Consider the following 16686-nt stretch of genomic DNA (forward strand, 5'->3'; position numbering starts at 1 on the left):
GTGCCCGAAACGCGGTCTTCCAACGACACCGTGGCCGAGAAGCCCGAACCGAAGGTGGCGGTGTAGGCCAACAGGTTCAGACGGGTGTCCGACGTGCGGGTCGAAGCGAAGTTGTAGTCGTTCGCATAGAAGTCGAAGAACGACTGAGCGCGACCAGCGGTGATCGGGCCGAACTGGACGAAGGCCAGATCGACGAGAGCGCTGGAGGAAGCCGCCGGAGCAGCGCCGCGGACCGAGCCCGGAACGACCGCGCCGGTGTTGAACGGGGTGATGGCGCCCGAGTTGTACAGACCGGTGTTGTTGGTCAGCTCGTAGCGGAAGAACGTACGCAGCGTGCCGTAGGCGGTCGCGGTGCGGGCGTCGATGTTCAGACGGCCACGAGCGCGGGTGCCGTAAGCGTCCTGGTAGTCGCCGAAGCGGGTGCCGACAGCGTATTCAGCGCGAACACGGCCACCGACGCGAAGGCAGGTGTCGGTGCCCGGGATGTAGAAGAAGCCTGCGCCGTAGGCGGAGCAGACGCGAACGTACTCGACCGGAGCGGCCTTCCGCGAGGGAAGGTCGGCGGCCTGAGCCCCGGCAACCGCGGCGATGCCGGCGGCGGAACCGAGGAGGAGGCTCTTAACGAGCTTCATTGGTAACCTCCAAAAGAGTTTCGAGACCCTCGGGCTTCGGCGTATTCTCGGCAACGGCCCCAGGAGACCAACCGGCGAACCCGCCTATTCCCGGTCTTTCGCCCGCGTCCCTGAACCATTCAGAGGCGAAGACGAAAAACAGCGACCGGGAACGTCCCGACGCAGAACCACCATACGAAAGCCGGATTGGCGATCAACTGAGATCAAACTGCTCCACAGCTCGCAGGGGTGCTTTGGAACCCGGTGTTGCAGGCGCGCCACGCTTTGAGGGGCGAATTTTACCGTGCATTAACCGCACGGCCCCGCCTGAGGCCGTCGACCGGGCAAAGTGTTGCAGAATCGCTAACGCTGGAAGCCGTCGCGCAAAGGTCCGATTCTCAGGACCCGGGCCAGCGCACAATCCGTTCAGGCTACCATTCCCACTCCGCGCCGACGCCCACGGCGGCACTGCCATCGGCACCGGTCTCGGCCTGGAGCTTCAGCCGCTTGGTGACGTCGATCCCGACCGAGACGCCGCTATCCTCGGGCTTTGCGCCGGCCTTCACGCCGACGGAGACATTGTCGCCGATATAGCGGGAGACACCGATGGTCGGGCCGCCGCTGGCGCCCATCTGGATGTCGAGATTGTCGACGCCGAGCGATTTGCGCAGCCGCTCGAAGGAATCGTCGCCGCCGCCGACGCCGGAGAACTGCGCCGCGGTCTGCGCCAGTTGCAGCGCCTGGAAGGGCGAGAGCGCCCCCGAAGCGCGCGCGAAGAGCAGGCGCGAGAGCACCTCGTCCTGGGGCAGTTCCGGGCTCGAGGTGAAGGCGAAGGCGGGCTGGTCGGCCGGACCGGTGATCAGGATTCGCGCGGTGACGTCGGCGGCGCGGGTTTCGGCGACGAAGTCGAGCTCGGGAATCACGCCGCCGGCAAAGGTGATGCGGCCGCGGCTGAAATCGAGCCGCTGGCTCGCGATCGAGAGCCGCCCGCGGCGCAGCTCGAAGCCGCCATCGAGCTGAGGCGCCGCCGAGGTGCCGCCGACGCGCAATTCACCGCCGAGTTCGGCATCGATGCCGCGCCCGCGGATGAACACGCGATTCGGCGCCGAGACGGTCAGGGCCAGCGCGGCGACGAAGGCGGGCGCCGCCCGCCCACCCCTGCCGGCGGCCTTGGCCTGCGCCCTGCGCTGGGCAGCGAGGCGCGCCGCAGCGGTGCCCTTGGCATGGAGATGCTTGATGCCGTCGACCGGGCGCAGCGAGGCCGGCAGCCGGTCCGGCACCGCGACATCGAGCGAGGCGACGTCGATCCGCCCGCTGATGCGGGGACGCTGGGCCAGCGGGCCGGACAGCTCGAGGTTGAGATCGGCGACGCCCGTGACGATGCCGTTGGAGACGAGCTGGGCGCGGTTGCCCTGGATGCGCAGCGAGCCGGGGAAGCCCGCGGCGGGATCGACCTTGACCTGTCCCGAGGCCGAGAGCGTGCCGCCATTGGCGGCGCGGGCGACGGCGCGCTCGATCGTCAGGTTGTCGCCATTGGCGGCGATGCGGGCCTCGATGCCGGTGAGGCGCACGCCCTGGAGCGCATCGGTGAAGGTCCCGTTCGAGAAGGTCGCCGCGCCGCTGAGACGGGGAGCCGAGGCCGTGCCGCCGGCGCGCATGTCGATCGCGACCGCGCCGGTGAGGCGCTGGCCCTGCGCCGCGATCAGCGGATTGGCGAGGGCGGCATCCACCCTGCCCTGCGCGGCGAGGTCGAGCGCGCCGGTGGCGCTGAGCGGCGCCGTGCCGCGGATCGTCAGATTGGCGCCCCTGCCGGCGACGACGCTCGCCTCGACGCTGGTCTGGCGTCCGTTCAAGCGGCCATTGCCGTTGATCTCGATCGGCGGCAGGCCGGCATTGCGGGTCTCCGGGGTGACGAGGCGGGCGATGCTGAACTTCCACGGGCCGGACAGCGCATCGGGCTTGCCGGTGACCTGCGCCTCCGCGTTCAGCGTGCCGGAGAGGTCGAGCTTCGGGACGGCGAGCTTCGCCGCCGAGAGCGGCACGTTGGTGGCGGCGACCTTGAGGTCGAGCGTCTCGCCGGCCTTGCCATCGACGCTGATCCGGCCGCTATCGACGTTGACAGCGAGATTGGCGATCTCGACCCCGCCGGCCGGGAAGCTGAACGCGGCCGGATTGGCGAGGGCGATGCGGCGGCCGTCGCGGCGGGCATCGAAGGAAGCAAGTTCCAGCCGCAGCGGCTCGCCGGGCACGAGGCGGCCGGCGCCGTTCAGCGTGAAGCCGCGGGCATTGGCGGAGAGCGTGAAATCGCTCGCCTGCGCGCCGCCCTTGGCTTCGAAGCGGATGGCGCTGATCGCCTCGCCGGCGAGCACGGCACGGTCGACGGCGACGGCGGCGTTGATCGCCGGGCGGCCGTAGAGATCGGCGATGCCGGCTGTGGCATCGAGCTTGTCGAGCGAGATCCCCGCCGCGTTGATGCGGCTGCCGCGGGCGGTGAGATCGATATTCTGCCGCCCTTCGGGCAGGGCCAGCACCAGATCGGCGTCGAGCTGGCCGCCGAGCTTGGTGAGCGCCAGGGCCGAAAGATCGTCGAGATTGCGGGCGGCGAGAGTCAGGCGGCCGGCGGCGCGCGTCGCCGGATCGACCGTCACGGCGCCGGTGAGCTTGACCGAGCCGATGGCGATGTCGAGCGAGGAGAGGTTCCAGCCATCGTCCTGGGTGCGCGCGAGTTGCAGCCCGCCCGTCGCCGGCTTGCCCTCGATCTCGCCCGAGAGGGTCACGCGGGAATCGAGCGCACCCTGGAGATCGCGGATGACGGCGTCGATCGCGAGGCGCGGAATCGGACGGCCCAGCGCCGTGGCGTTGGTGACCGCGATGCGGGCGGTGGCGTCGAGCTTGTCCTGCGGACCGCTGAGCTGGGCCGTGACCTCGCCGCGGCCGGAGAGGCGCGGATCGGCGCGTTTCAGGTCGGGCAAGGTGATGGCGGCGCGCAGGTCCGAGCTTTGCGGGCCGATGCCGCCATCGGCGGTGGCGGCGACATGCTGGCCGGCAAGGCGCAGGCCGGACACGGACAGGCCGCCGGCAGTCAGCGTCCGGACCTGGCCGGCCAGGTTCAGCTCGCCGCCGGTCAGCCGGTCGATCGCCGCCTCGCCGGTGGCGAGATCGTCGGCGCGGCCCGACAGCATCGCGGTATAGGCATTGTCCTTGGGCACGGCATCGACGGCGGCGCCGAGCCGCGCCTTGCCGGAGAGCTTGCGCCCGGCGAGATCGTCGAGGCGCGACAGATCGGGGAGGACCGCTTTGGCCTCGCCGAGGATGCGGGCCTTGCTGAGCCGGCCCTTGTAGTCGAGCTCGACGCCGGACATGGCGAGGCGCAGCGTCTCGAAATCGGCGCTGCCCTCGCCGTCGCCGGTGCCGCGCAAGGTGAAGGTGACGCGATCGCCGACGATCCGCGCGATCTTGCGATCGGCCAGCGCGACGCCCGAGGCATCGCCATCGGCAACCAAGGTGATGCGCGTATTGGCATCGCCGATCGAGCCGTTCGGCGTGGCGGTGAAACGCATGGCGAGCTTGCCGAGCTCGCCCAGCGGCAGGCGGGCATCCTCGGCATCGAGGCTCGCGGTCACGCGCGGACCGGCGGCCGGGCCGACAATGGTCGCATCGAGCGCCAGCTTGGCGATCTCGGCGCCCGAGGCCACGGTGCGGCCGTTGGTGTTGGGGATGGCGCCGGCGGTGATGCGGAAATCGAGCGTCTTGTCGGCGCCGTAGCGACCGCGGACATCGAGCCGTGCCAGCGCCGAGACCAGCGAGATGCCGGTCACATTGACCGCGCCGTCATCGACGATGCCGACCGTGCCGTCGAGCCTGGTCGACCCCGCGAAGACCGGCGCGACCGGCGGCGGCATCAGGCCTTCGATGCGGGCATCGAGCGCCAGCGCGAAATTGCGGGCATTGCCGGCGCGCGAGAGATTGGCCGAGCCCTGCGCGCCGATGGTCGGACCGGCGGTGAAGGTCAGGTTGGAGCGGAAGGCGTCGAGCGGGCCATCGCCGTTGAGGTCGAGCTTGACCGGCGGCTGGTCGGGCAGACCGGCGACATGCGCGATCAGCCCGCCCGGCGGCTCGTCGACCTTGGCGGCGACCTGGAGCCGCGTCGATTGCGGCACGAAATTGACCCGGACCGTGTATTCGCCGGGCCTGTCGAGGCGGCGCGCCTCGAGCCGAAGATCGAGCCCTTCGGCCGGCGGGCCCAGCGTCGCGGCGCCGGTCGCGCCCAGGCGAGCGGCGGTGCCGATGACCGGTGCGCCCAGCGAAAGCTCGCCGAGCTGGAAGGCGGTGACGATCACCTTCAGCGGCAGTTCGGGCAGGATCGGGGCATCGCTCGGCGGCGCGGCGCCGGGCGGCTGCGGCGCCGGCTTGCGCAGGATCTCGAGCTTGCCGATCTCGAGCCGGTTGACCTCGAGCCGGCGCAGCAGCAGCGCGCTGCGCGTCCAGATCAGCCTGACGCGGTCGAGCCTGAGCCAGGCGCCGTCGCGGTCCGAGAGGACGATGTCGCGGATCACGACATCGGAGGAGAGCGCGCCGTCGACGGCGCCGATCGAGACCTGGCTGTTCGGGGTCGAGAGCGCGCGCGAGATCAGGTCGGCGACGATGCCGCGGTCGCTGTCGGCATTCTGGGCCTCGCCGGGAAAGCGCGCGAATACGGCCAGCCCCGCGAGCAGCAGGAGCGCGAAGAGCGCGATGCGCGCTATGGTCGGTCGCTTCCGCATCAGAAGGCCTGCCCGATGCTGATATAGACCGCGACGGGCTTGTCGCCCTTGCGCGGATTGAGGGGCGCAGCAACATCGAGCCGGATCGGCCCGATCGGCGTATAGTAGCGCAGGCCGAGGCCCGCGGCGAAATGCAGGGTCTCCTTGAAATCGGGGAACGCGGATTCGAAGGCCATGCCGACATCGACGAAGGGCACGATGCCGATGGTCTCGGTGATCTTGACGCGCGCCTCGACCGAGGCCTCGAACAGGCTGCGGCCACCGATCAGCTGGTTGTAGGGGCCGAGCGGCGAGAGTGTGCGATAGGCATAGCCCCGCACCGAGCCGCCGCCACCGGCAAAGAACAGCCGCGTCGGCGGGATCTCGTCGAGCGCCGCGCCGGTGATCGAGCCGAAGCCGATCCGGCCGGCGAGGACATAGCGGGCATCCTCGTCGAGCGCGTAATAGCCGGAGATCGACGCCTTGCTCTGGAACAGGCCGTGGTTCCCGTCGCTGAACATCAGATAGGGCGCCACCGAGGCGGAGACGCGGACGCCGCGGGTCGGATCGAGCAGGCTGTCGGTCGAGTCGTATTTCACCGAGAGCGGGATGCCGACCAGCGTGTAGTCGATCTGGCCGAGCACGTCGCTGGTCTGGCCGCGTTCGGCCTCGAGCCCGGCCTGCACCGAGAACGTGTCGCTGAAGCGGCGGCGGATCGCGGTGGTGACGTTGGCGTAGCGCGCGGTATAGCCGCCATAGCGGTTGGTGCCGACACGCTCGCGCGTCGCAAAGCCGTCGACGAGCAGGTCGTAGCGGCTGCCCTTCAGCGCCGGCTTCATGAAGCTGAAGGCGAAGCGGCCGCCGATATCCGAGCGCTCGAAATCGCCAAAGCTCTGGACCTTCGAGCCGTCGATGCGCGGCACGTAGAAGATATCGCCTTCGAGCCGCAGCCGCTCGGCGCCGCCGAAGAGGTTGCGATGCTCCCAGTAGGTCCTGAGCGCCGGGCCGTCGATGGTCGAATAGCGGGCGGAGAAGCCGATCAGGTGCTTCGGCCGCTCCGAGACCTCGACGAAGATGGGCAGGTTGCCGTTGCGGTCGAGCTTGTCGCCCTCGCGGATGCGGGCCGAGCCGATGGCCGGGATCGAGGTGATCGACTTGCGGGTATCGGCCAGCGCCTTGGGCGAATAGGGATCGCCCGGCTCGAGATAGATGAAGGAGCGCACGACCTCGGGCGGGACATCGACCGTGCCGCCGATGGCGATATCGCCGAAGCCGGCGAGCGGGCCGGGATCGACGACATAGGTCACGTCCATGATGCGCGCGGCATGGTCGACGACAGGCCGGAGCTCGACGATCTTGGCGAGCGGGCGCGACTGGTTGCGCAGGTAATCCACCAGGGCGGCCTGGGCCGAGCGCAGGGCCGAGGCGGTGGCGGGATCGCCGGGCTTGAGCTTTGCGACCTTCTGCGGATCGGGGATGGTCGGCGCGTCATAGTCGCCGCGCTCGGCGATATCGACGCGGCGCATGCTGAAGACCGGGCCCGGCACGACCTCGATCTTGATCGGGGCGGCCTCGCGGTTGCGATAGGATTCGAGCGCGCGCACGAGCCGCGCATCGGGCTCCTGGCCGACACGCAGCCGGGCGCCATCGACCTCGAAGGTCAGGTCGGCGTTGAAATAGCCCTGCGACCAGAGCGCATCGACCATCGGATTGAGATCGGCCGCCATGCGGCGCGCCAGCGTCTCGCCATCGGGCGGCGCATCCTGGCGCAGGCGGTAGAGCAGCGAGGCGTCCTGCAAGGTGCGGGTCAGCGCCTTGGCGTCGGCGGCGTCGCCGAGATCGAACTCGAGCTTGTAGGGCAGCGTCTGCGGGCTGACCGCCGGCGGCTGATCCTTGGAGGTGAACAGGCCGAAGATGTCGAGCGAGGACCAGTCGAAGGCCTGGGCCGGGGCGGGCTGGACGGCAAGCATAACGGCGAAGGCGCAGCCAGAATGCCCCGCTACGCTACGCACCTGCCGCCACCAATCCCGCATCCACCCTCCGACGCAACTCAACTCAAACCAAAAGAATGAGATGTTTTTGTGATCCCGCCGCGACTTGACCACAATCCGGCGTGGAGCGCACCCCTTTCAACAATCTTTACGGCGCCCGCCCGGCGGCAATTGCCTCTGGGCGCGCGGAGCGTCTCAGGATGCTCTGAAGATATCCTTTAGATCATCGGACCGGATATCCGATCCGGTCCGATGATCTAGCGTCTTGTTTTCGCATCGGCTTTTCCGAAAACCGCAATCCACTTTTCGGGCCGATGATCCAGCGTCTTGTTTTCGCATCGGCTTTTCCGAAAACCGCAATCCACTTTTCGGGCCGATGCGCCGGCGGCCGAAGCCGCCCGCTCAGGCCAGGGCGAAGGAGATCGCCGCCAGCGGGTCGAGCCGGGTGATGACCGGGCCGAGCGTCGGCGCCAGCACGCCGCCGCAGAGGCTGCCGGTGGTGATGACCTGGCCGGCGACGAGCCCGCCGAGCGCGCTCTCCTGCTCGCGATTGGCCCAGGCCAGGACCGGAGCGAGCGCATCGCCATTGCCATGGACGGCCGGCTTGTCGTGCAGCACGTCGCCGTCGAGCTCGACGGTGCAATTCAGCTCGCCGATCGAATCGAAGACCTCGAGCGGCACGTCCTGGCCGATCAGGTAGCCGCCATGGCCCATCGCATCGGCGAGCCAGAGCGGGAACGGGACATTGGTCCAGTCGGCGATGCGGCTCTCGATGATCTCGATGCCGACGAAGGCGCTGTGGCAATGCGCCAGCAATTCCTCGCGCGAATAGGGCTTGCCGGGCCGGCGCGGCATGTCACGGCCGAGACGGATGCCGATCTCGATCTCGACGCGCAGCTCGGCGCCCGGCACCGAGCGATAGGTGTCGCCGGGCTTCAGGAACGGGCCCGGCATCAGGCCGATCAGCCCGCGGCCGCCCTCGCCGATCGAGACCTTCCAGCCGAGATGCGAATAGCCGAGCGCGGCGCTGACATCGGCCTGGACCGAGAGCGCCTCCTCGAGATCGGCCGGAACAGGCAAGGTCTCGATATCGACCAGCTTACGCTCGCGCCGCGCCTTGACGAAGGCCTCGGTCAGCTTGGTTTCGGTCGTCGTGGCCATGGTCTGTCCGTCCCTGTCGGTGGCGTGTCGTTGCAAGCATCGTGCGCAGGCCGCGCGATGCTTGCCAAGCTGCTACAGCAGCGAGGTACCCTTGAACAAGGCGTTGGCCACAGAGGAACCATGCCGGGCGGGTATCCTGCCGCCGGCTGACAGGCGCACGCGCTTCAAGGCCTGGCTTCAGAGGACAATATGATGAGCGCATCACAGAACGATCGGCGCATCGACTATATCGAGTTCAACGTGGCCGACCTCGCCCGGGCGCGTGACTTCTACGCGGCCGCCTTTGGCTGGACGATGACCGATTACGGACCCGAATACTGCGCCTTCGCCGATGGCCGGCTCGAAGGCGGCTTCACCACGCAGGGCGCGTCGAGGCCGGGCGGTCCGCTGGTCATCCTCTATGCCGACGACCTCGCCGCGACACAGGCCAGGATCGAGGCGGCAGGCGGGCGAATCGTCAAGCCCGCCTACGATTTCCCGGGCGGCCGGCGCTTCCATTTCGCCGACCCGGATGGTTACGAGCTCGCGGTCTGGACGAAGGCCTGAGGGCCGATGCGCTACTTGCCCCAGCGCAGCGCCAGTGGATCGAGCTCGCGCGCCAGCTCGATCAGCCCTTCGCGGGTCTTCGGGTGCAACGGCGTCAGCGGATGGCGCACGGCCTCGCTCCTGATGACGCCGCCCTCCTTCATCACCGCCTTGGCCGAGCGCAGGCCGCATTGCCGGTTCTCGTAGTTGATGATCGGCAGCAGCTTGCCATAGAGCGCGGCGGCGCCCTTGCGGTCGCCCGAGGCGTGCAGGCCGAGAATCGGCCTGATCAGGTCGGGGATCATGGCGCTGGTCATCGTGCCGGTCGCGCCGGCGTCGAGATCGGCCATCAGCGTGATCGCCTCCTCGCCGTCGAAGGGGCCGACGACGGCCGCGCCGCCGGCCTCGATCAGGGCGCGCAGCTTGTTGGCGGTGCCCGGCACCTCGATCTTGAAGTAGCGGACGAGCGGCACCTCCTTGTTGAGGCGCAGCATGAAGGGCACGGTCATGGTCACGCCCGAGAGCGGCGCGTCCTGCAGGATGATCGGGATGCCGCAGGCATCGGCGACCGCCTTGAAATGCTCGATCATGCCCTGCTCCTCGGCCTTGAGCAGCGCGCCGTGATAGGGCGGCATCATCATCAGCATCTTGGCGCCGGCCTTCGCCGCGGCCTTGGCGCGCTCGGCGGCGATGCGCGTCGAGAAATGCGAGGTCGTGACGATGACCGGCACGCGCCCGGCGACCTGCTCGAGCGACAGGTGCATGACCTGCTCGCGCTCGGCATCGGTGAGCAGGAACTGCTCGGAGAAATTCGCGAGGATGCAGATGCCGTCGACGCCCTGGTCGACCATCAGGTCCATGACGCGCTTGTTGCCCTCGATATCGAGATCGCCATTGTCGTGGAAGATGGTCGGCGCGATCGGCAGGATGCCCTTGTAGGGTTCGGTCATGGCGTCATCTCTGGGGCTGGCGGACAGGGCGGGATTCGAACTCGCGATACGGCTGCTACACCGTGCGTGCCGCCGTCCTGCCGCGCAAGCGCCGTGCGACAGGGCCGACCAGCGGCAGGAGCAGGAGGATCAGGCCGATCGCCATCAGGGTCGAGACCAGCGGGTTCGACCAGAAGATCGAGAGCGAGCCCTGGCTGAAGATCATCGACTGGCGGAAGGCATCCTCCGCCTTGTCGCCGATGACCATGGCGAGCACGAGCGGCGCGATCGGATAATCCAGCTTCTTGAAGACATAGCCGACGATGCCGAAGGCGAGCGCCAGCCAGATGTCGAAGGGCTTCGCGGCGACGGTGAAGGCGCCGATGAAGCAGATCGCCACGATGATCGGGCCAATGATGGCGAAGGGGATGCGCAGGATCGAGGCAAACAGGGGAACGGTCGCGAGCACGACGATAACCGCGACGACATTGCCGAGATACATCGAGGCGATCAGGCCCCAGACGAAATCAGGCCGCTCGGTGAAGAGCGTCGGGCCGGGATTGAGGCCCCAGATCATCAGCCCGCCCATCATCACGGCCGCGGTAGCGGAACCGGGAATGCCGAGCGCCAGCATCGGCAGCATGGCTGCGGAGCCGGCGGCATGGTCGGCGGTCTCGGGCGAGATCACGCCCTCGGGCTCGCCCTTGCCGAACTTGGCCGGGTGGCGCGAGGAGCGCTTGGCCATGGCGTAGCTCATGAAGGAGGCGGCGGTCGGGCCGCCCGGCGTGATGCCCATCCAGATGCCGATGATGCTGGAGCGCAGCAGCGCCAGCCAGTAGCGCGGTAGCTTGGCGGCGGTGCGCAGCACGTCGCCGATGCGGACCTTGGCCTGGACGCCGTCGAACTTGAGCCCCTCCTCCATGGTCAGGAGCAGTTCGCCGATGCCGAACAGGCCGATGACGGCGATGAGGAAGCTGACGCCGCCGAGCAGCGCGTCGAACTCGAAGGTGAGCCGGACATTGCCGGAGACCGAGTCCATGCCGATCGAGGCGAGCGCGAAGCCGATGCCCATCGAGACGATCGCCTTCAGCGGCGAGGCGCCGCCGAGCCCGATGAAGCTGGCGAAGGTCATGAAATACACGGCGAAATACTCGGGCGAGGAGAATTTCAGCGCGAAATTCGCGACCCAGCCGGAGAGCAGCGTGATCAGGATGACGCCGGCCATGGCGCCGAAGCCAGCCGAGAGGAAGGCGAAGGAGAGCGCCTCGGTCGCCCTGCCCTGTTTCGCCATCGGGTGGCCGTCGAATGTCGTCGCGACCGAGGACGGCTCGCCAGGGATGTTGAACAGGATCGAGGTGGTCGAGCCGCCGAAGAGCGCGCCCCAGTAGAGCGAGGTCAGCAGGATGATGGCCGAGACCGGGTCCATGCTGAAGGTCAGCGGCAGCAGCAGCGAGACGCCGTTCGGCGCGCCCAGGCCCGGCAGCACGCCGACGAGGATGCCGAGCAGCACGCCCGCCATCATCAGCAGCACGTGATGCGTGGTCAGGGCGACCGAAAAGCCGTGCATCAGGGAGGCGACATTATCCATGAGCGGGCACCGGTTCGGTATATTGCGAGGTCAGAGGCCGAGCAGCGGCTCGAGCGGCCCCTTGAGCAGGCCGATCTGGAAGAATTTTTCCAGCGCGAGATAGAAGAAGGCGGCCGCGCCGATCGCCGTCGCCAGCGAGGGCAGCCAGCCATAGCCGCCCTGGAAGCGCATGGCGAAGACGAGGTAGAGGATCGTCGCGACATACATGCCGAGCGTGACGCTGAGCAGCACGAAGCCGAGCAGCGGCAGGAAGAAGGCGGCGACGCGCCTGAACTGCTCGCCGTCGAGGCTGATCTCCTGCAGCCCGCCGCTGCCGGCGAAGCGCTTGCCGATGGTGATGGCGAGCGTGCCCAGGCTGGCGAGCGCGACGAGCAGCCCGGTATAGAACGGGAAGGCGCCGGGCTGAGGCCCCGACGAATCCCAGCCGATGCCGAATTCGAGCGCGCCTTTGACGATGACGAGACCGAAGACCATCGTCGCGACGGCAGTGGCGGATTCGGCCCAGAAGCGGGTGATCATGAGCGCGCTCCCTGTCTGATTGGCGCCGGCCATTCCGGATTGTCATCCGCTCCCGGCCGGAGCGAAGCGCGGCGCCGGGTCACAGCCAAAGGCGCCGCTCTATGATGGAATCCCGGGCCGACCTGCGATCGCCCCGGGATGTACGCCGAATGACGGCGGCGATTACTTGACGACCCAGCCTTCGGCCTCGAAGACCTTGGCATTCGCCGCATCATCCTTGGCGATGAAGTCGGTGAATTCCTTGCCGGTCATGAAGCGGCCGGTCTGGGCGGTGCGGGTGACGAATTCCTGCCATTCCGGCGTCTTGGAGACCTTCTCCATGATGTCGGCGTAGAAGGCGACCGCATCGGCCGGGACCTCGGCCGGCAGCCAGACGGTGCGCGGCATCTGGAAGGTCTCGAGCGGCAGGCCGGCTTCCTTGCAGGTCGGGATATCGCCCCAGCCCTTGCCTTCGAAGACCGGCTCGCTCTTGGCGAGGCGGTTCGGCGAGAAGACGCAGAGCGGCTTGACCTGGCCGGCCTTCCACTGGCCGACATTCTCGTTCGGGTTGTTGGTGTTGGAATCGACATGCGCGCCGGCGAGCTGCACCGCCGCGGCGCCGCCGCCCTGGAACGGCACGTAGATCCATTTGGCGCCGGTGGCGATCTGGATCATCGAGGTCAGCGTCTGGTCGGTGTCCTTCGACTGGCTGCCGGCCATGCGGAACGTGCCGGGCTTGGCCTTGACCGCGTCGATATAGCTCTTGGCGTCGTTATAGGGGGCGCTGCCATTGACCCAGATGATGAACTCGTCGAGCGCCAGCGCCGCGACCGGGGTCAGGTCCGAATACTTGTAGCCGAGCTTGGCGACATAGGGCAGCAGATAGGCGTTGTTGGTGCCGAAGACGACGCGGTGGGGGTCGCCCTTGCCGGCCTTGCCGTGGATGAAGCCTTCGGCGCCCGAGCCGCCGCCCTTGTTCACCACCACGATCGGCTGATCGAACAGCTTGTGCTTGGTGATGATCGACTGGACGACGCGGGCGAAATTATCGGTGCCGCCGCCGGGGCCGGAGGTGACCACGAACTCGACCGGCTTGGTCGGCTGCCAGGCCTGGGCCCCGCTGGCGAAACCGAACGAGGCCGCGGCGAGCCCGGCTGCAATGCAGAGATTCTTCATCTGTTTCTCCCTGGTTGATTGCTCTCGGGCGGCTCATGAAACGGCCGCCCTGCTGGATTGTTCAAAAACTCAGGCGGCCGCCTTGCGCGCGCCCTTCCCTTCGCTGGCCATCTTGATCGCCAGCGTCAGCGCGGCGCGGGTGGCGCCGAGATTGGCGATGCCCTTGCCGGCGATCTCGTAGGCCGTGCCATGGGCCGGCGTGCAGATCGGGAACGGGAAGCCGCCGATCAGGGTGACGCCCTTGTCGAAGCCGATCAGCTTCATCGCGATCTGGCCCTGGTCGTGATACATGGTCAGCACGGCGTCGAAATCGCCATTCTTGGCGCGCAGGAACACCGTATCGGACGGGAACGGCCCCTCGACCGTGAAGCCCTTGGCCTTGGCCGCCTTCACCGCCGGCTCGATCGTGTCGATCTCGTCGCGGCCGAAATTGCCGCCGTCGCCGGCATGGGGGTTGATGCCCGCGACCGCGATGCGCGGCGGGTTGAAGCCGGCGGCGCGCAGGTTGGCGTCGGCCAGCGTCAGCGAGCGCAGGATGCGCTCCTGGGTGATGTTCGCAGCGACCTCGGAGAGCGGAATATGCGAGGTGACGCGGCAGTTCCACAGGCCGTCGAGCACGTTGAACTCACTCGCAGGGCCCTCGAAGCCGATCGCATCGCGCACGAAGCGGATCTCGTCGTCATAGCCGGGATAGGCGAAGCGCATCGCCGCCTTGTTGAAGGGCGTGAAGAACACGGCATCGGCCTTGCCGTCATTGGCGAAGCGCAGCGCGCGGCGGAAATTCTCGGTGGCGAAGGTGCCGCCGGCGAGCGTCGCCGTGCCGCGCTGGAGCGTGGTCGCGGGGTCGAAATTGCCGAGATCGACGAAGACCGGCCTGGCGGACTCGGCCGGGATCTCGTCGCCGTCCTTAATGACCAGGACATCGGGATCGGCCTTGCCGTCCGCTGCGCCGAGATCGAGCAGGCGCTTGTCGCCGAAGACGACATAGCGTGCCGCCGCGCGCAGATCCGGCTCGGCCAGAATGCGAGCCATCAGCTCCGGGCTGATGCCGGAAGGGTCGCCCATCGCGACGGCAATCGTGGGCAAGGGACCGTTAGCGCGCGTTTCCATGTTCTCGTTCTCCGCATCCTCGGCTTGGGCCATGACCTAGCATGGCCGGTCGGAGGCAACAAGTATGCTGTATGCAGCATAATCTAATTGCTATAGAACGGGTGTAACGGCGACCGTCCAAGAGTCGTGACGGCTATCGCTTTGGGAGGCACAGAATGAACTTTCACGCGTATTACGCCAGCATCAAGAAGCCGGTCGAGACCTGCCTCGTCGGCAGCGGCAGCTTCGGCCAGAGCTTCCTCGGCCAGGCCCGGCGGATGCGGCTGGTGAATGCGCGTATCGCGATCGACATGACCTCCGAGGGCGCGGCCCGCGCGATGGCGTCGGCGGGGATCGATCCGCGTGAGATCGTCGCCTGCGAGACGGCCATGGAGGCGAAGGCGGCCTGGGATGCCGGCCGCTATGTCGCCGCCGGCAAGCTCGACACCGTGATCGGGCTGCCCTTCGACCTGCTGATCGAGGCGACCGGCGGGCCGGAAGCGGCGACGCGCCACACGCTGGCGGCGATCGAGGCCGGCAAGCATGTCGCGCTGGTCTCCAAGGAAGCGGACAGCGTCGTCGGGCCGGGCCTTGCCCATCTGGCGCGCGAGAAGGGGCTCGTCATCACCCCGGTCGACGGCGACCAGCCGAGCCTGCTCGTCGCGCTGGTGACCTGGGCCGAGGTACTCGGGCTCGAGATCATCGCCGCCGGCAAGTCGAGCGAGTACGACTTCGTGCTCGACGCCAGGACCGGCGACGTGACCTGCAATGGCGTGACCAAATCGCTGCCGGAGCTGCGCGACCATTGGCTCGCCGGCGAGCGCTCGCCCGTCTCGGTCGCGGCCGAGCGCGCCCGCATCCTCGGCTCGGCCTTCCCGCTGCGTGCCGTGCCCGATCTCTGCGAGATGACGCTGGTCGCCAACGCGACCGGGCTCAGCGCCGACACGGCCGCCTTCCACTCGCCGCCGGCGCGCATTCCCGAGCTCGCCGACCTGTTCGCGCAGCAGCGCCAGGGCGGGCTGATCGCCGGCACGAACAAGGTCGACGTCTTCCACCATATCCGCCTCGCCGAGGAAGCGAGCTTCGCCGGCGGCGTCTTCATCGTGGTGCGCTGCGAGGACGACACGACCTGGGACGTGCTCGCCGGCAAGGGCCATGTCGTCAGCAAGGCGGCGGGCACGGCGATGATCTACCTGCCGCGCCATCTGCTTGGCGTGGAAGCCGCGACCAGCGTGCTCGACGCGGTCGGGCTCGGCCGCTCCGGCTATGGCGAGGATTACCGCCCGCGCCAGGATCTCGTCGCCGTGGCGCAGCGCGACCTGCCCGCCGGCACCGTGCTGCACATGGGTGGCCATCATCACAATATCGATGGCGTCGGCGCCGAGATGCGCCCGGCTGCGGCGCTGGCGGCGGACCGCCCTGCCCCGTTCTATCTCGTCGCCGACCGCAAGCTCGTGCGCCCGGTCAAGGCCGGCGAGGCGATCAGGTTCGGCGATGTCGAGATCGACGAGAGCTCGATCCTGCTGCAGACCCGGCGCAAGCAGGACGCGATCTTCGCCGAAAACCAAGTGGAGCGCGCCGCCGCAACGCGTTGACAGGGTTAGAACCGCGTGCCGTAACGATGTAAACAGGAGCGGCAATGACGAGCGAAGCCGAGACGACCAGCGAAGGGCCCGAGCTCTATCCGCGCATCACACGCCGCACCTTGCATGAAGAGGTGCTCGAGCGCCTGCGCGACATGATCATCGAAGGCCGGCTCGCGCCGGGCCAGCGCATCAACGAGGGGCAGGTCGGCGCGCAGCTCGGCGTCTCCCGCACCCCGTTGCGCGAGGCGATCAAGACGCTCGCCAGCGAGGGCCTCGTCGAGATCCAGCCGGCCAAGGGCGCGGTCGTCCGCAAGTTCACCGCCAAGGATCTCTACCAGGTCCTGCAGGTGCTCAAGGCGCTGGAACAGCTCGGCGCGCGGATGACCTGCGAGCAGGCGAGCGACGCTGCGATCGCGGCGATCAACGACCTGCATGTCGAGATGATGGAGCTCTATCGGGCCAGCAACCGGCTCGAATATTTCAAGCTCAACCAGGCGATCCACAGCGCCTTCGTCGCGGCCTCGGAGAATGCGGTGCTGGTCGAGATGCACAGCACCTTGCAGTCGCGGATCAAGCGGCTGCGCTTCATCGGCAATGAAGGGCCGGTGAAATGGGCCGGCGCCGTGGCCGAGCATGAGGAAATGATGGTGGCGCTGCTGAAGCGCGACGCCGACACGCTCGCCGAGATCATCGGCCGGCATATGGACTCGACCCTGGAGCGCGTGCGCGAAGTGCTCTGACGCGCATTCAGGCCGGAGCGGCAGGGAACCTTCGGCGCATTCCACGGTTC

Annotated in this window: 12 protein-coding genes; 3 read left to right on the forward strand and 9 right to left on the reverse strand. The window is 68.1% G+C overall.

All coding sequences use genetic code 11. The features are described 5' to 3' along the window. The 4 genes from EV560_RS35190 to EV560_RS35205 all read right to left on the reverse strand — a co-directional run. Positions 1-632: porin (locus tag EV560_RS35190; protein WP_131860544.1), on the reverse strand; the 632-nt coding region annotated here is incomplete at its 3' end. Between the two features lie 410 nt (positions 633-1042). After that, the gene (locus EV560_RS35195; protein WP_131860545.1) at positions 1043-5374 is read right to left on the reverse strand and encodes a translocation/assembly module TamB domain-containing protein; all 4332 of its coding nucleotides are present in this window, start codon (positions 5372-5374) and stop codon (positions 1043-1045) included. Continuing rightward, positions 5374-7365: an autotransporter assembly complex protein TamA gene (locus EV560_RS35200; protein ID WP_248312366.1), complete on the reverse strand. Its 1992-nt coding sequence runs from the start codon at positions 7363-7365 to the stop codon at positions 5374-5376. Before EV560_RS35200 ends, EV560_RS35195 begins: the two co-directional genes overlap by 1 nt. A 381-nt stretch (positions 7366-7746) precedes the next feature. Then, positions 7747-8505: a hypothetical protein gene (locus tag EV560_RS35205; protein WP_131860547.1), complete on the reverse strand. Its 759-nt coding sequence runs from the start codon at positions 8503-8505 to the stop codon at positions 7747-7749. A gap of 192 nt (positions 8506-8697) precedes the next feature. Here EV560_RS35205 and EV560_RS35210 point away from each other — a divergent pair, with 192 nt between their 5' ends. Next, positions 8698-9051 carry a VOC family protein gene (locus tag EV560_RS35210; protein ID WP_131860548.1) on the forward strand — a complete coding sequence of 118 codons (354 nt, stop codon included), beginning with the start codon at positions 8698-8700 and terminating at the stop codon, positions 9049-9051. An 11-nt stretch (positions 9052-9062) separates the two neighbouring features. Here EV560_RS35210 and EV560_RS35215 read toward each other — a convergent pair whose 3' ends face one another. The 5 genes from EV560_RS35215 to EV560_RS35235 form a co-directional block, all read right to left on the reverse strand. Further along, a complete protein-coding gene (locus tag EV560_RS35215; protein WP_131860549.1) occupies positions 9063-9980 on the reverse strand; it encodes a dihydrodipicolinate synthase family protein in 918 nt (305 codons plus the stop codon). A 55-nt stretch (positions 9981-10035) separates the two neighbouring features. Continuing rightward, positions 10036-11547: a tripartite tricarboxylate transporter permease gene (locus EV560_RS35220; protein WP_131860550.1), complete on the reverse strand. Its 1512-nt coding sequence runs from the start codon at positions 11545-11547 to the stop codon at positions 10036-10038. Between the two features lie 30 nt (positions 11548-11577). Next, complete coding sequence (locus EV560_RS35225) at positions 11578-12066, reverse strand: tripartite tricarboxylate transporter TctB family protein (protein ID WP_248312367.1); 489 nt, start codon at positions 12064-12066, stop codon at positions 11578-11580. Between the two features lie 162 nt (positions 12067-12228). After that, entirely contained in the window at positions 12229-13221 is a 993-nt protein-coding gene (locus tag EV560_RS35230; protein WP_131860552.1) for a Bug family tripartite tricarboxylate transporter substrate binding protein, read from the reverse strand. Between the two features lie 69 nt (positions 13222-13290). Continuing rightward, positions 13291-14331, reverse strand: coding sequence for a 4-hydroxythreonine-4-phosphate dehydrogenase PdxA (locus EV560_RS35235; protein WP_131860553.1), 1041 nt, complete (start codon positions 14329-14331; stop codon positions 13291-13293). 155 nt (positions 14332-14486) lie between these two features. Here EV560_RS35235 and EV560_RS35240 point away from each other — a divergent pair, with 155 nt between their 5' ends. Then, a complete protein-coding gene (locus EV560_RS35240; RefSeq protein WP_131860554.1) occupies positions 14487-15905 on the forward strand; it encodes an SAF domain-containing protein in 1419 nt (472 codons plus the stop codon). 44 nt (positions 15906-15949) lie between these two features. Next, the gene (locus tag EV560_RS35245; RefSeq protein ID WP_131860555.1) at positions 15950-16636 is read left to right on the forward strand and encodes a GntR family transcriptional regulator; all 687 of its coding nucleotides are present in this window, start codon (positions 15950-15952) and stop codon (positions 16634-16636) included. Positions 16637-16686: the final 50 nt, after the last annotated feature.

The sequence above is a fragment of the Allobosea sp. BK604 genome (genome assembly GCF_004341515.1).
Lineage (GTDB): Bacteria > Pseudomonadota > Alphaproteobacteria > Rhizobiales > Beijerinckiaceae > Allobosea.

Excerpts from the sequence above, each read along its gene's own strand:
- EV560_RS35210 (WP_131860548.1), top strand. The coding sequence starts at position 8,698 with ATGAGCGCATCACAGAACGATCGGCGCATCGACTATATCGAGTTCAAC.
- EV560_RS35225 (WP_248312367.1), bottom strand. The coding sequence starts at position 12,066 with ATGATCACCCGCTTCTGGGCCGAATCCGCCACTGCCGTCGCGACGATG.
- EV560_RS35230 (WP_131860552.1), bottom strand. The coding sequence starts at position 13,221 with ATGAAGAATCTCTGCATTGCAGCCGGGCTCGCCGCGGCCTCGTTCGGT.
- EV560_RS35195 (WP_131860545.1), bottom strand. The coding sequence starts at position 5,374 with ATGCGGAAGCGACCGACCATAGCGCGCATCGCGCTCTTCGCGCTCCTG.
- EV560_RS35215 (WP_131860549.1), bottom strand. The coding sequence starts at position 9,980 with ATGACCGAACCCTACAAGGGCATCCTGCCGATCGCGCCGACCATCTTC.
- EV560_RS35235 (WP_131860553.1), bottom strand. The coding sequence starts at position 14,331 with ATGGAAACGCGCGCTAACGGTCCCTTGCCCACGATTGCCGTCGCGATG.
- EV560_RS35220 (WP_131860550.1), bottom strand. The coding sequence starts at position 11,547 with ATGGATAATGTCGCCTCCCTGATGCACGGCTTTTCGGTCGCCCTGACC.
- EV560_RS35245 (WP_131860555.1), top strand. The coding sequence starts at position 15,950 with ATGACGAGCGAAGCCGAGACGACCAGCGAAGGGCCCGAGCTCTATCCG.
- EV560_RS35240 (WP_131860554.1), top strand. The coding sequence starts at position 14,487 with ATGAACTTTCACGCGTATTACGCCAGCATCAAGAAGCCGGTCGAGACC.
- EV560_RS35205 (WP_131860547.1), bottom strand. The coding sequence starts at position 8,505 with ATGGCCACGACGACCGAAACCAAGCTGACCGAGGCCTTCGTCAAGGCG.